This window comes from Mycobacterium shunyiense, assembly GCF_058270075.1.
The window spans coordinates 23,122-36,431 of sequence record NZ_JBZDPU010000003.1 but is presented as its reverse complement, the minus strand read 5'-3'; the positions used below and the strand labels follow the sequence as shown (position 1 = coordinate 36,431).

13 protein-coding genes are annotated in these 13,310 nt (G+C 66.6%); 5 read left to right on the top strand and 8 right to left on the bottom strand.

Features of this window, described 5'->3' with window-relative positions; all coding sequences use genetic code 11:
* Positions 1–83 precede the first annotated feature (83 nt).
* The 3 genes from AC4ELH_RS01930 to AC4ELH_RS01920 form a co-directional block, all read right to left on the bottom strand.
* A complete protein-coding gene (locus AC4ELH_RS01930; RefSeq protein WP_064885957.1) occupies positions 84–410 on the bottom strand; it encodes an MmcQ/YjbR family DNA-binding protein in 327 nt (108 codons plus the stop codon).
* A 121-nt stretch (positions 411–531) separates the two neighbouring features.
* The gene (locus tag AC4ELH_RS01925) at positions 532–1,407 is read right to left on the bottom strand and encodes a crotonase/enoyl-CoA hydratase family protein (RefSeq protein WP_498883108.1); all 876 of its coding nucleotides are present in this window, start codon (positions 1,405–1,407) and stop codon (positions 532–534) included.
* 75 nt (positions 1,408–1,482) lie between these two features.
* Positions 1,483–2,079, bottom strand: coding sequence for a TetR/AcrR family transcriptional regulator (locus AC4ELH_RS01920; RefSeq protein WP_448444900.1), 597 nt, complete (start codon positions 2,077–2,079; stop codon positions 1,483–1,485).
* Between the two features lie 156 nt (positions 2,080–2,235).
* Between AC4ELH_RS01920 and AC4ELH_RS01915 the strand changes: the two genes are divergently transcribed.
* From AC4ELH_RS01915 to AC4ELH_RS01905, 3 genes are read left to right on the top strand one after another with little or no spacing between them, the layout of a single operon-like run.
* Positions 2,236–3,576: a cytochrome P450 gene (locus tag AC4ELH_RS01915; protein WP_498883106.1), complete on the top strand. Its 1,341-nt coding sequence runs from the start codon at positions 2,236–2,238 to the stop codon at positions 3,574–3,576.
* Positions 3,573–3,758: a ferredoxin gene (locus AC4ELH_RS01910; RefSeq protein ID WP_064885965.1), complete on the top strand. Its 186-nt coding sequence runs from the start codon at positions 3,573–3,575 to the stop codon at positions 3,756–3,758. Before AC4ELH_RS01915 ends, AC4ELH_RS01910 begins: the two co-directional genes overlap by 4 nt.
* 25 nt (positions 3,759–3,783) lie before the next feature.
* A complete protein-coding gene (locus tag AC4ELH_RS01905) occupies positions 3,784–4,638 on the top strand; it encodes an SDR family NAD(P)-dependent oxidoreductase (protein WP_064885967.1) in 855 nt (284 codons plus the stop codon).
* 18 nt (positions 4,639–4,656) lie between these two features.
* Here AC4ELH_RS01905 and AC4ELH_RS01900 read toward each other — a convergent pair whose 3' ends face one another.
* Positions 4,657–4,905, bottom strand: a complete 249-nt coding sequence (locus AC4ELH_RS01900) for a hypothetical protein (RefSeq protein ID WP_064885968.1) — start codon at positions 4,903–4,905, stop codon at positions 4,657–4,659.
* 98 nt (positions 4,906–5,003) lie between these two features.
* Between AC4ELH_RS01900 and AC4ELH_RS01895 the strand changes: the two genes are divergently transcribed.
* Positions 5,004–6,473 carry an amidase gene (locus AC4ELH_RS01895; protein WP_064958265.1) on the top strand — a complete coding sequence of 490 codons (1,470 nt, stop codon included), beginning with the start codon at positions 5,004–5,006 and terminating at the stop codon, positions 6,471–6,473.
* Positions 6,474–6,482: 9 nt separating this feature from the next.
* Here AC4ELH_RS01895 and AC4ELH_RS01890 read toward each other — a convergent pair whose 3' ends face one another.
* The 3 genes from AC4ELH_RS01890 to AC4ELH_RS01880 all read right to left on the bottom strand — a co-directional run bounded on the left by AC4ELH_RS01890 (position 6,483) and on the right by AC4ELH_RS01880 (position 11,568).
* On the bottom strand, positions 6,483–7,292 hold the full coding sequence (locus tag AC4ELH_RS01890; protein WP_064958266.1) for a DUF1906 domain-containing protein: 810 nt from the start codon (positions 7,290–7,292) through the stop codon (positions 6,483–6,485).
* 80 nt (positions 7,293–7,372) lie between these two features.
* The gene (locus AC4ELH_RS01885; RefSeq protein ID WP_498883103.1) at positions 7,373–9,523 is read right to left on the bottom strand and encodes a DNA gyrase subunit A; all 2,151 of its coding nucleotides are present in this window, start codon (positions 9,521–9,523) and stop codon (positions 7,373–7,375) included.
* An 11-nt stretch (positions 9,524–9,534) separates the two neighbouring features.
* Positions 9,535–11,568 (bottom strand): toprim domain-containing protein, encoded by a 2,034-nt coding sequence (locus AC4ELH_RS01880; RefSeq protein ID WP_448444908.1) that lies wholly within the window; start codon positions 11,566–11,568, stop codon positions 9,535–9,537.
* A 344-nt stretch (positions 11,569–11,912) separates the two neighbouring features.
* Between AC4ELH_RS01880 and AC4ELH_RS01875 the strand changes: the two genes are divergently transcribed.
* Complete coding sequence (locus AC4ELH_RS01875) at positions 11,913–12,341, top strand: hypothetical protein (protein WP_498883102.1); 429 nt, start codon at positions 11,913–11,915, stop codon at positions 12,339–12,341.
* Here the strand turns inward: AC4ELH_RS01875 and AC4ELH_RS01870 are convergent.
* Positions 12,334–13,254, bottom strand: a complete 921-nt coding sequence (locus AC4ELH_RS01870; RefSeq protein ID WP_463794101.1) for an alpha/beta fold hydrolase — start codon at positions 13,252–13,254, stop codon at positions 12,334–12,336. The genes AC4ELH_RS01875 and AC4ELH_RS01870 overlap by 8 nt on opposite strands.
* Positions 13,255–13,310: the final 56 nt, after the last annotated feature.

The window sequence follows — 13,310 nt, the reverse complement described above, 5'->3', positions numbered from 1 at the left end:
GCCCGTAGCGTTATGTGACAAGGGGTGGTTGAGGTGCGCACCCGTTGCGACGACCGGCGGTGCAGGCCGACAGCAGCGCGTAGCTACTCGGTCAGGCGGCTGGGCGCGGCTTGCCGCCATGAGTCGAGCAGAATGTCGCGGAGTTCCTGCGAATCCTCCAGTTCAGCCAACCGGACCCGTACCCACGCTGATGCGGCCTCGTGTTGGGGCACCCAGAACTTCTGCGGTTCGGCGGCAATCAATTCCTCGCGGTCAAATCGGGGGCAGCGCACGGCAAATGAGGTTTCGTCGTCGGGCACCGTAACGAACATCTTGCCCGCCACGTCGAAGGTCGGATGGCCCCAGCGCTCTTTCTCGGCGGTCTCTGGGAAAGAGAGCGCGATGCTGCGCACATCGTCAGCGTCGAGCACGGGTATCGGCCTCCGATCGAGCGGGGGGTATGCCGCTCAGGCAGCCTACCGAGGTGCTCCATCGCGCAACTGCGCTCTGTTGCTGGTCGGTGATTTGAAACCCGCAGTGCGGCTGCTGTCCCTAGCCGTCGACCCACTCCTCATAGAACGGCGGCATCTCGGAGGCCCGCCCGGTGAACTCTGGAGTGCGCTTGTCGAGGAAGGCCCGCACGCCGTCGTGGCCGTCGCCGATGCTCGTGTAGAACATGGCCAGTGAGTCGATCCGGTGTGCGTCGACGGGGTGCGGCTCGGCGGAGTTGCGGTAGAGCATCTGCCGCATGAGGGCGACCGAGACCGGGGAGCGGTCGCGGGTCCACGCGTCGGCGAGCGCCCGGGCTTCGGTGATCAAGGCGTCCGGTTCGTGGACGGCCTGGGCCAGTCCGATCTCGCGGGCCGTCTCTGCGGTGAGGATGTCAGAGCGGTAGACCAGGTCCAAAGCCGCTGGCATGCCGACGATTCGGGGGAGGAACCAGGTGGAACAGGCTTCCGGTGTGATGCCGAGCTTTCCGAAGACCAGCCCGAAGCGGGCCTTCGTCGACATGAGCCGGGCATCCATGGCCAGCGTCATCGTCGCGCCGATTCCGACCGCGGCCCCGTTGATGGCAGCGATGACGGGCTTGCGGCAGGAGTAGATCGCCAGGGTGACCCGACCGCCGGTGTCGCGGACCCGGCGCAGTTCGGGATCGTCGAGGTCGGCCATGTCGGCCAGTGTTGGTGACTTCGACTCGTCGAGGCCGAACACGTTGCCTTCGCTCGACAGGTCCATGCCGGCACAGAATGCCCGGCCTTCGCCCGTCACGATGACGGCACGCACGGTGTCATCGTCGTTGACCATCACAAAGGTGCGTTCCAACTCTTCGGCCATCTCGACGGTGAAGGCATTGAGGTTGTCGGGGCGGTCGAGGACGACGGTCAGGATTCCGTCGTCGAGCTCGTGCCGGATCGTGGTGTACTCCACAGGTGCTCCTTCGCGGGTGAGTTGGTACTCAGCTTGCCCAAGGTGGGATTCTGGCGGCAACGGAGGAAACGGCAGTCACCCGTGGGCGAGCGGTCCCGGTGCGTGTCGTGGCGGTCGCAGATCGAGTGTGCGTCGGCTCGCCGTGACCAGTTGGCCGTAGAGCTCACCGTCGTCGAGACCGGCGAATTCCACCCCGACGGCCGCCGAGATGCCGGCCATGACGATGGCCGCGCGGACCTGGCCGGCCACGCCAGGCTCCGCACCGGCGAGCAGATCGGCTTGTCGTTTCACGATCGCGCGCCATTGCGGTTGCCCTCGGAGGAGTTCGGTGACCCCGGGGTCGCCGGTGAGGATAGGAAACAGGTCGCGGTGCGACACCGCGAGGGAAATGTAGCCGGTGAGCATCGATTCGGCTTGGGCACGGCTCCCGCGCTGGGTTTCGGCGGTTTCCACGAGTGCGGCAAGCTCGTTGACGACGGGCTCCATGATGGCGGTCAGCAGCTCATCGCGAGTGCGGAAATGGTGGTAGATCGCCGATTTCGTCAGACCTAGCTCGTCGGAGATCATCTGCAGCGAGGTGCCGGCGACGCTGTGCCGCCGGAACAGTTCGATGGCGGCCTCGATCAACTTCTGCCGGGTCGTGCCGCCGGCGCCGGACGCGGAACCGCTCACCGCACCGACCTAAATGTAGCTTTCCTAACAAAATCGCCCTGCCTGACCATTCGTACAGTATATGCCTGTACGATTGGTCAGGAACTAGCTGTACGTTTGGTCAGTATTTCTGCGCCAAGCTGGTCAGCTTGCCTCAGCCCAGTCGAGGAGAACACCATGCCGTTGAACACCGCACCGCAGCAGACTTCGTCCACCGATACGTCCCCGCTCCAGGGCGTCGATTTCTTCCACGACGCCGCGTTGGTCGCGGATCCCTACCCGATCCTTGAGCGCATGCGGACGGCCAGTCCCGTGCTCCGCGAGCCGTCGCAGAACGTGGTGATCGTCACCGGCTACGACGAAGCGTTGGCGGTCGTGAGCGACCACGACTCCTTCTCGTCGTGCAATACCGTCACCGGCCCGACCCCTGGGTCCCCGGTGACGCTGGAGGGGCGCGATGAGGCGGAAGTCCGGGCGCTGATCGAGGCTCACCGTGACGAACTGCCGTTCAGTGACCAACTCCCGTCGTTCGACCCGCCAAAACACACCGCGCACCGCTCGCTGCTGAGCCGCCTGATCACCCCCAAACGCCTGAAGGAAAACGAGGCGTTCATGTGGCGCCTTGCCGATCAGGTGCTGCAGCCGTACGTCGCCGGCGGTGGAGGCGAGTTCCTCGGCGCTGTCGCCAATCCCTTCGCGCTGTTGGTCATTGCGGATCTCCTCGGTGTTCCCGAGGCGGACCGTCCCGAGCTCACCGAACGGCTGACCGGGGACAACTCGCTGGGCAGTACGGACGACACGGTGATGACGCACGCGCCGCTGGAATTCCTCTACCACCGTTTCGCCGACTACATCTCGGAGCGGCGCCGCGAACCTCGCGGTGACGTCATGACCGAGATGGCGCACGCGACGTTCCCGGATGGGTCGACCCCGGAGGTCATGGATGTGGTGCGGGTGGCGGCCAATCTCTTCTCGGCCGGTCAGGAGACCACTGTCCGACTGCTGTCCTCGGCATTGAAGATCCTGGCCGAGAATCCCGAACTCCAAGAGCAGCTGCGCCGTACCCCCGACCAGGTCCCGAACTTCGTCGAAGAGGCGCTGCGCTTCGAGAGCCCGATCCGCGGGGATTTCCGGCTCGCCCGTGCCACCACGACCGTCGGCGGTGTAGAGATCCCCGCAGGCACTGTGGTGATGGTGCACTACGGTGCAGCCAACCGAGATCCGCGCCAGTTCGACAACCCTGACGTCTTCGACCTCGACCGGCACAACGCCCGCCGGCACATCGCCTTCGGCCGCGGTGTCCACAGCTGCGTCGGTGCACCACTGGCCCGGGCCGAGGCAAAAGTGGTGATCCAGCGGCTGCTGGAAAGCACCGGTGCGATCGAGATCGACGAGGCCCGGCACGGCGCCGCCCACGCGCGACGCTACGACTATGTGCCGACCTACATCCTGCGAGGTCTCACCGATCTGCACCTCAACCTGACCCCGGCCGCGGACACGAAAAAGGCGTCCCGATGAAAGTCGTCGTCGATGACGATCTGTGCCGCGGACACGGCGTGTGCGCGGCCCTGTGTCCGCAGGTGTTCACGCTGACCGACGGCGGCTACGCCGAGGCCATCGACACCGACATCCCTCCCGAGCTCGAAGGCGCCGTCGCCGAAGCGGTCGACGGCTGCCCGGAGCGGGCCATCCGTATCTAGCTCATTAGTCAAGGAAAGAGTAATCATGTCAACAGATTTCGAGCGTCCCGGCCGCACCGTGTTCGATCTGACCGGCAAGGTGGTCGTCGTCGTGGGCGGCGGGCAGATGCCCGGTCCCAAGATCGGCAACGGCCGCGCCACCGCCATCGTGGCCGCGCGCCACGGCGCCGAGGTGGTGGTCGTCGACCGCAATCTCGCTGCCGCACAGGAGACGGTGAACATGATCACCGCAGAGAAGGGCAAGGCGTACGCGGTCCAGGCCGACGTCGCCGAAAAGGACGACTGCCAGCGCATCTTCGACACCGCGATGCAGAACAGCGGCCGCGTGGACGGGATGGTCTACAGCGTGGCGATCAATCCGCCCTTCGACCGGGTGAACAACTCGATGAGCGCCGACGACTTCAACCATGGCATCAACGTGAACATGCTGGGCTGCTACTACTGCAATCTCTTTGCCGCACAATGCATGGAGAAGAACGAGGGCGGTTCAACCGGCAGCATCATCAATATCTCGTCCATCGCCAGCATCAAGAACGAAGTCGGACTCAACATCGGGATCATGCCCTACGCGCTGGGCAAGTGCGGGTTGAACTACATCACGGAACTGACCGCCGCACAGTTCGCCGCCGCAGGCATCCGCGCCAACACGCTGATGCTCGGCCCGATCGACTCGACGCTGGGCAACACCGATTCCCAGTCGCTGTTCGGGTTCGAGCCCGATGAGGTCGACGAAGCCTACGCCGAAGTGGTGAAGCTGAAGATGGGCCGGGCCAGTGCCTGGGAGACCGGTTATACGGCGCTGTATCTGCTGGCCGACGAGTCCCGGTTCATGACCGGACAGCAGATCCGGTTGGACGGCGGTGCCACTCTCGTGCGCTGAGACTTGATGCCGCCGGTTTCAGGACTTTGGGTGCGCGGTCGGGGTCTGAGTCGACTCCCACTTGGACTCCAAGGACCGCGTGACCGGTGTTCCGGCGGCCACCTCCCGCTGGAACATCTCGCCGTCGTCCACCTCGAAGGTGACCAGGAAGCCCGATTCGGTCGGTTCCTTGTGGACCACCTTGCAGGCCGGTTCACCGCCACCGAGAGTGATGATGTCACCGGGGGCGACGTCGTCGATGCGGTTGCCGGTGTTGGGTTCAGACATGCTTTGTCGGTAGCCATTTTGAGCTGTCGTCAAACGGTGCCCCCGTCGTCGCCGGCGGTAACTCACCGCACGACGCCGGCGCAGTCTAGGTTCATGGGGTGGACTTTGACGAGTACCGGGCACACGACGCCACATCTCTGGCGAAATTGGTTGCTGAAAAGCAGGTTTCGGCGGCTGAGCTGCTCGCGACCGCTCAGCAGCGCGCGGCGGCGGTCAACCCGAAGATCAACGCGATCGTGCGCGACGTTCCGGCAGCGCCGACGGACGATCTGACCGGGCCTTTCGCCGGGGTGCCCTTTCTGATCAAGGATCTTGCGCAGGACTACGCGGGCTTGCCCACCTCGGCCGGTTCACGTGCGCTGATGTCGCTGAACGTCCCCGAGCACGCCACTGTCGTCCAGCGCTGGATCGACGCGGGCCTGGTCATCTTCGGCAAGACCAACACACCGGAGTTCGGCGCGAAGGGAATCACCGAGCCCGACGCGTGGGGGCCGGCCCGCAATCCGTGGGATCTGACAAGGTCGCCGGGCGGTAGTTCGGGAGGGTCGGCAGCGGCCGTTGCCGCCGGCATCGTGCCCTGCGCCGGTGCCAACGACGGCGGCGGATCGATCCGCATTCCGGCGGCCAGCTGTGGTCTCGTCGGGCTGAAACCGGGCCGCGGGCTCACACCGTCGGGTCCGGTAGTCGGAGAATCCATGCACGGCGCGGCAGTTCAAGGCGTCGTCTCCCGGACGGTGCGCGACACCGCGACGATGCTCGATGTCCTCAGCGGCGGGGAAGCTTTCGGGCCGTACGTGCCGAGTCTGCCGGCCGAGTCGTTCACATCCTGCGTGGGGGCGGATCCCGGGAAACTGCGTATCGGGCTGCGGGTGCCCACGGCGATCAATCCCGCGCCACACCGCGAGGCGTTCGCAGCCGTCGAGGCAACTGCTGCCGCGCTCACCGAGCTCGGCCACCATGTCGAGGAACTTCCTCAAGCGCCCTTCGACGACGCCGCGCTTGCCCGCGATTTCCTGCTGACCTGGTTCGTCTACAGCGCGTGGGAGCTCGCCGAGGCCAAACGGCTGACCGGCGCGGGTGACGACGCGTTTGAACGTGACACGCTCATCATGGCGGCGATCGGCCGCGCCACGAGCAGCGTCGACTATCTGGATGCGGTGCAGCGTCGCCAGGAACACACTCTGCGGCTGAGCACGTTCTTCGAGTCGTACGACCTGCTGTTGACGCCCTCCCTGGCAACCCTGCCGCCGCGGATCGGTGAGTTCGATCTGCCGGTCGTGCTGCAGCATGCTGCCGACGCACTGATCAAGACACGTACCGCAAGCCTGTTGCGCTACACCAAGATCGTCGATGACATGGTGGACAAGAACCTCGGCTGGGTGCCCTATACGCAACTGGCGAACATCACCGGCCGCCCGGCGATCTCGTTGCCGCTGCACTGGACCGCAGAAGGTCTGCCGCTCGGTGTCCAGTTCGTCGCACCGCTTGCCGGTGAATCGCTGCTGCTCAAGTTGGCGGCTCAGCTCGAGCAGGCAATGCCCTGGGCCGGTCGCCTCGCGCCGATCTGAGCAGCGACGCTACGGATGTAGGTTCCACTGGCCGACATCTTGGGCCAGCGCATCGTTGACGTCGACTTCGAGCCCGCCGACCACCGGTCCCGGATTCGACGCGGTACTCACCACCCGTTGGTACAGAACCGCGGCAGGGTGGACCTGCCCGCCAGACCAGGACCGGGTCTGCCACGCCCAGGCACGGCCGGGGGTGGTCGATCTGCCGACGACACCATCGCCAATTGCCCACTGGCACGGTCGGATTCCCCCGTAGATGCCGGTGCGCTGCACACCGAGCACCGAGTTGATCCCGCGGAACCACTGCAGGGCGACGTTGTTCCAGGTGTTGCGGTCGATATCGTCGTCGACGCTGAAGAAGATCGGTGCACTCTGGCCGCCACCGGCCGCGGTGTGTAGTTGCCAGGCGGTGCGGGCGTCGGCCACGCCGCCGGCGTATCCCCGGGTGAAGTCCGATGGGGCGGTCCCGCCGGGCTTGCCGTACTGGTAGTTGCTGACGATCACCAATCCGGCGGCGGTCAGCTGCTTGGCGTAGGGCAGGGTGATCGGTTTGGCGCCCATGGATGAGCCCGGACGTGACGTCGAGACGTAGTTGATCACCCCGGAGTGGCCGGCGGCCCGGATGTGCTGCGCCGGAATCTGACGCATGGCGAAGTCGATCAGCGTGGGGGCGGCGGCCGACGCCGCAGGCGCACCGACGCTTGCCGCTACCGCACCCAGCCCGGCCAGCGCCGACACGGCGGCGGCGTAGCGCAGCGCGTCACGCCGGGAAACCGGACCTGTTCGGCGCAGGTCGCTGCTCCCAGGCGAGTCCTGCATGCCGCGATGTTAACAAAGTGACTGCTGTTAACAGTGTTGCCTCGCGGTCTGTACTCCATTCGTGATCTTGAAGGGCAACCTCACTCTGACGGGGCTGGCGTCACATCGCTGCCCGAGCCCTTGACCGAGGCCTTCGCGCGGTTTTCGGCCCGCACGGCCCGGCGTCCGCGCACGAAACCGGTTGCCGAGATCGCCGCCGACAGCAGAGCGTCCTCGCCCTTGACGAACGGGTGGAACCCGACACCGGCGCCGCCGCGGCCCTTGACCGGGATGTCGGCGACTTCGGTGACCTTCCAGCTCTTCTCGGACTTGGAAAGGATGGCCTCGCCGTTTTCGCAACTGATCGGCAGCGCGGCGATCACCTCGTCGCCGGCGTCATCGGCGACCAGCTTCACCCCGGCCACGCCGTTGCCGGCCACACCCTGCGGGTTCACCGCGGCCGGGTCGATGCGCAGGATCTTGCCACGCCGCGTCACCAGCGCCAGGTGATAGCCGGTCGGCATCACCCCGGAGCGCAGCAACCCGGTGATGTCCGGCGCCACCGGGATGTCGCGGATCTTGAACGGCAGGCCGTTGCCATTGGTGAACTTGACCCGGCCGTCGGTCCACACCGCCCATCCCAGACCCGAGGTGAGCAGTTCGCCGTGGCTGTCGGAGAACACGCCGCGGTCGTCGAGGCGCCAGGAGGTGTTGACCTTCCGCTCCCTGGGGCCGTCCTCGTCGGCAGAGGACGCGGTCGGGGTGGCCTCGAGGTCCAGCACGGTGCGGCGGTCGAATTCGGGGCCCTTGAACAGTTTCGCGGTCTCCACCAGCTCCTTGTCGATCACCTTTCGGCGCGCATCGGGGTTGGAGACCAGTTCGGTCAGCTCGGCGAACTCGGCGTCCAGCTTGTCGGCTTCGGCCTGCAGCTCGATCACATCGAGCTTGGTCAACCGTCGAAGCTGCAGGGCCAGAACGTAATTGGCCTGCTCTTCGTCGATTTCGAATCGCTGCCGCAGTCCCTGCCGGGCGTCGTCGACGGTATCGGAGCCTCGGATGACCGCGACGGCAGCATCGATGTCGAGGTGGATCTTCATCAAGCCTGCCACCAGGTGGCGACGCGCGGTGACCTTCTCCAACCGGTACTCGCTGCGGTGCAACACCACGGAGTCACGCAGATGCAGGAACGCGGAGATCAGCTCCCGCACCGACCACCAGCGCGGCACCCGGTCCTCGTCGAGGGCGACCAGGCTGGCGGCGAACGTCGACTCCAGCGGTGTCAGCGCCAGCAGCTGCTCGCGGATGGTCTCGGCGCTGTGGCCGCGTTTGGCGGTGACGACGATGCGCAGCCCGTTGCGACGGTCGGTCAGGTCCGACATGTCGGCCACGCCGGACAACTCGCCGGACTCGACCAGGGCTCGGATCCTGTCCTGCACAGTGTTACTGGCGACGCCGGGAGGGAGCTCGGTGACGATGACGTTCTTGCCGTCGACCGTCAGGGTGCCGCGGACGGTGAACATGCCGCGGCCGGTGGTGATGTACTCCCGCAGGCCGTTCGAGCCGACCACGGTGGACCCGCAGCCCCAGTCGGGTCCGGGGATGAGCTTCATCAACGTGTCATCGGTCGTGTTCGGTCTGGCCAGCAGAGCCCGGCAGGCGGCCATCACCTCACGCGGATTGTGCGCGGGCACCTTGGTGGCCCACCCTTCGGCGATGCCGACCGCGCCGTTGCAGAGCAGCACCGGCCACTGGGCCGGCAGCATCGTCGGCTCGGTCCACTCGCCGTCGAAGGTCTGCACCATGGGTACGGCGTGATCGTCGAGTTCGGCGGTCAGCGCGGCACCGGGAGCCGACAGCCGCATCTCGGTGTAGCGGTCCGCGGCGGGAATGTCGCCCTGGATGCGGGGGAACGCGCCTTGTCCGTCAATGACTTTCACGCGCTGGAACTCGGCGGCCATGAGCGCCGCGGCCCCGTACATCGATGCGCCGCCGTGCGGGTGCAGGTTACCGGTGACCGCCGAGCAGATCTTCGAGGACTTCTGCGGTTTGTTGCCGGGCAACAGTTTCGACTCGTGCATCTGGTAGAGCAGGCGGCGCTGACCCGGCTTGAGCCCGTCGAATGCAGAGGGGATGGCGCGGTCGCTGACGCTGTAGAGCGCGAACGTGAGCTGGTAGTGATTCCAGTAGTCATCGGCGCTCTGGTCGAGCACCAGGTCAGGGTTCTGCTCAGGAACGTCCAGGGTGGCGGTCACAGTACTTCTTCCTAGGTCAAGTCGAGCGCTGCGGTGTCGACACGGGCGGCGACTTCGGCCATCCACGTGCGCCGGCCTTCCGGCGGCCCGCCGAACAGGGTGTGGTGCAGCTTGGCTTCGCCGTCGTCGAGATTCACTCGAATCACGGTGCGCCGCTGCGGATCCAGCACGGTGTTCCAGAAATCGTCGGCGTCCATCTCGCCCAGGCCTTTGTTGCGCTGCACTTCTACCTTGCGCTTGGAGGTGGCCTTCAATTGCGCCACGGCCGCGTCGCGTTCGGACTCGTCCTGGCAGTAGATCCGGTCCTGGCTGTCCTTGACCACGAACAGCGGCGGCAGCGTCACGTAGACCATCCCGGCCTCGACGAGGGGCCGGTAGAAGTCCAGGAACATCGAGATCAGGCTGGAGTTGATGTTGCCGCCGTCGGGGTCGGCGTCGGAGGCGAACAGGATCCGGTCGTAGCGGCACAGCTCCGGATCGCAGTGATCGCGCACGCCGCAGCCCAGGATGCGTTCGATCGAGTCGAACTCATCTTTGGCCCGCGCCTTGCTCAGCGCAAACCCATAGACGTTGGGCGGCTTGCCTTTCAGCGGGAAGGCTGCCTGGAACGTGGCGTCGCGTGCGGCCTTGATGGTGCCGAGCGCGGAATCGCCCTCGCACAGGAACAATTCGGCGCCCGAACCCCGGCCGGTCTCCCGGCTGGGCAGCAGCTTCGGTGGTAGCGACAGGTTCGTCCCCAGCCCCTTGGCTTTCGATGCCGCGCGGGAGCGGGCCTTCGCGCCCTCGGCGCTGCGCCGCGCGCGGGCGGATTCCAGCGCCAGCTTGGTCCACAGCGACACCGCGTCGTTGTTGGCGGGGTTCGCCGCCCAGATGGTGACGCTGCGTGCGACATCCGGGGCCATCGCCACGTTCAGCGACCGCGACGACACCGCCGTCTTGGCCTGCGAGTCCCAGGCCACGTCCGGTGCTCGGGTGTCCACGGCCAAGGCGGTGACGGCGACGAAGTCTTGTGGTTCCGGGCCGTCCTCGCCCTTGGCCAGACCGAGGTCGCGGATGCGGGACGCCCGGTCGGCCAGGGCCTCGGAGAGTCCCTTCATGGCGGCTGTCAGGTGAGATCCGCCGTTGGGGGTCCGCACGGTGTTGCAGAACGCGGCGACGGTGGCCGGCTCGGCCGGGCCCGCGGTCAACGACCAGCGGAACGGGGTCGGGCCGCGGCCGGTGGTGTACTCGCCGCGGCCTTCCACGACGGCACGCACGCCGGGCAGGGGATTGCCCGAGGTGGTGCACATCAGGTCCAGCAGGGTGTCGGTGCCCCACGGGCCGCTGAACTGTTCGAGCAGGGCGGGCGGGACTTCCTCACCGGGCCAACCCTCGTCGATGACGACCAGGTGCACCCCGGGCGACATTCGCGCCGCGGCATGCGCCCGCAGCAGGACCTCGCCGATGTCCACGGTCGAGTCCGGCACCACCGTCGCGTCGAACAGGATGCGCACCGTGGTGCCGTGCGCGTCGGGCTTGCGGTTGCCGGTGCCACGCAGTTTCTGGGTGTCTGAGCGGGTGAACTCGGCGTCGGGGTCGAAATCCTTGCCGTCGAAGGTGCCGGGGTAGCCGCCGCCGAAACTCTGCAGGTAGGTCTTGCCGGCCCGGCGCACGGTCACGTCGGTACGGGCGGAGATGAACACCGCTGCCGCGGCGCCGATTCCGTTCAGGCCGGCGCCGGTGCTGGTGGCGTCGGTGTGCGCGGAGAACTTGCCGCCGGCCCGCGCGGTGCCCAGGGTCTTGACGATGCCGTTCTTCCCGGTGGTGGGGTCGGAGTCGACCGGAAGGCCGCGACCGTCGTCGGCGACGCTGACCGAGCCGTCGGCGTGCAGGGTGATGGTGACGGTGGACCCGCCGTGGCTGGGATCGGCGACCTCTTCGATCGCGTTGTCCACCAGCTCGCGCAGCGCCGTGTTGAGCACGTCGAGCCCAAGGTTGACCGCCGGCCGCAGGCGGGTGTGCTGGACATCGTCGAGCTCGGTGATGTCTGCGGCGTTGTAACTCACTGCTGGTCCTTTCCCACCAGGGCCGATGCCGGAGCGATCGGTTCCAGCCGCTCGCTTTCGGCGGGCGGCGTAAGCATTCTCTCTTGGAAGGCAGACAGCCTCCGACAGCCACGGCCGAAAGAATGGGTATCGAATCAAGATCAGATGCCTCGGGGATTCTGCCGGGCCGATCCGCGCGCTGACAAGGTCATCTCCAACTGAGATGGTTCCCATCAAAAACCATCGTTGGACTAGATCATTTTCCTCGGGTCAGATGAAGCATGCGGCGTTCGCGTCGGCTGCGCAGCCCGCGCGGATACCAGCTGAATGTCGGTATGTCCCAGTTCAATCCCGAAGGAGCAAGCATGCCCGTGGTTCGGTTCCAGATGTCGTCGACGCTCGACCCCGTCGCCCTCATAGACGTGCTCACCGACTTTGGGCCGTCCCGGCCAGATCGGTGGCCAACCATCGACGAGGAGCATTTTCGGGTGCATGCGTTGGGCGATACCTGGGCAGAAGTGACCGAAGGCACAGCGTCGGCGTGGGAGCGCGCCCGCTACGACTGGGACATCAAGCGGCGGCGCGTCACCGTGACCACCCATGACTCGAAGGTCTTCGGCCCGGGCGGCGGCTGGACATTTCAACTCACGCCGCAGGAGACCGGCACGCGCATCGACATCGAACTCGTCCGCACTCCCACCGGGCTCAAGCGCAAACTGCTGGCCGCCTTGTTGCCTGCCGTCGCCCCGAGCGCGCTGAAGAAGTCATTCGCCGGGCCGTTGGCCGCTAGGTGATCGACCAGAACTCCAGCAGCGTCCGGATCGTCGCCACCAGCGGTAGGGGCTGATCCAGCATCGGGTGATGGCCCGCCTCGGCGAGTTCGACGAACGGGCCGCGCAGTTGCAGCATCGACCGGATCTGGGCCGCCATGGGCGGTGGGACCACGCCGTTCTCGCATCGCAAATACCCGACCCGGCAAGGGATTCGGGCAAAGGTGTGCTCCAGGAGTTCCTGATCGGTGGCTGTCTCGTCCATCAGATGGCCGCCGAAGATGTCCGGGTCGAACTTCCATACCCACCCGTTGTCGGTCTTGCGCACCGACTGCACGGCGATGTGGTGACCGATGTAGGGCAGCGTCACGTCCTGCTTCGGCACCGCCCGGAACCGGGCCAGGATCTCGTCCTCGGTCGCGTATCCGGCGGTGTCGCGACGGCGGTTGCGCAACCGGACCTCCTCCGGGGCGCGATCACGCAGCGGGGAGTCGATGACCAGGATGCTGTCGATCTGCGCGCCGTAGCGGGTGGCGGCCGAGGCCCCCACCCAGCCGCCCATGCTGTGGCCGACGATCGTGGGCCGCGCCGTGGACCCGGAGGCGTCCGAGGCGGCCAGCACTTCGCGGGCCCAGATCGACAGGGCGTATTCCTTGCGGGTGTCGCTCTCGCCGTGCCCGCTCAGGTCGGGTGCGACGACGCGATGGGTGCGGGCGAAGAACGGGGCGATGTGATCCCACCAGCCGGAGTGAGCGCCGCCGCCATGGACGAACACCAGGGGCGGATTGTCCGGATCACCCCAGCTCCGCACGTGGATGGCGCAGCCGTCGACGTCGATGGTCGAGTGTTCGGGGGTCTGTTCCAAAGCGGAGGTGAACCAGGCCGGGGCATTCGCAAAGGGATGCGGGGCCTCCGTCGGCACTCCACGCCGGAACATGCGGTTCACCTGCTGATTCTGTCTCATCGCCGGAAATCGATCGAGACCCGCCCCGG

Coding starts and splice junctions, on each gene's coding strand:
- AC4ELH_RS01890 (WP_064958266.1), bottom strand. CDS start 7,292: ATGCAGGACTCGCCTGGGAGCAGCGACCTGCGCCGAACAGGTCCGGTT.
- AC4ELH_RS01875 (WP_498883102.1), top strand. CDS start 11,913: ATGCCCGTGGTTCGGTTCCAGATGTCGTCGACGCTCGACCCCGTCGCC.
- AC4ELH_RS01905 (WP_064885967.1), top strand. CDS start 3,784: ATGTCAACAGATTTCGAGCGTCCCGGCCGCACCGTGTTCGATCTGACC.
- AC4ELH_RS01915 (WP_498883106.1), top strand. CDS start 2,236: ATGCCGTTGAACACCGCACCGCAGCAGACTTCGTCCACCGATACGTCC.
- AC4ELH_RS01900 (WP_064885968.1), bottom strand. CDS start 4,905: ATGTCTGAACCCAACACCGGCAACCGCATCGACGACGTCGCCCCCGGT.
- AC4ELH_RS01910 (WP_064885965.1), top strand. CDS start 3,573: ATGAAAGTCGTCGTCGATGACGATCTGTGCCGCGGACACGGCGTGTGC.
- AC4ELH_RS01870 (WP_463794101.1), bottom strand. CDS start 13,254: ATGTTCCGGCGTGGAGTGCCGACGGAGGCCCCGCATCCCTTTGCGAAT.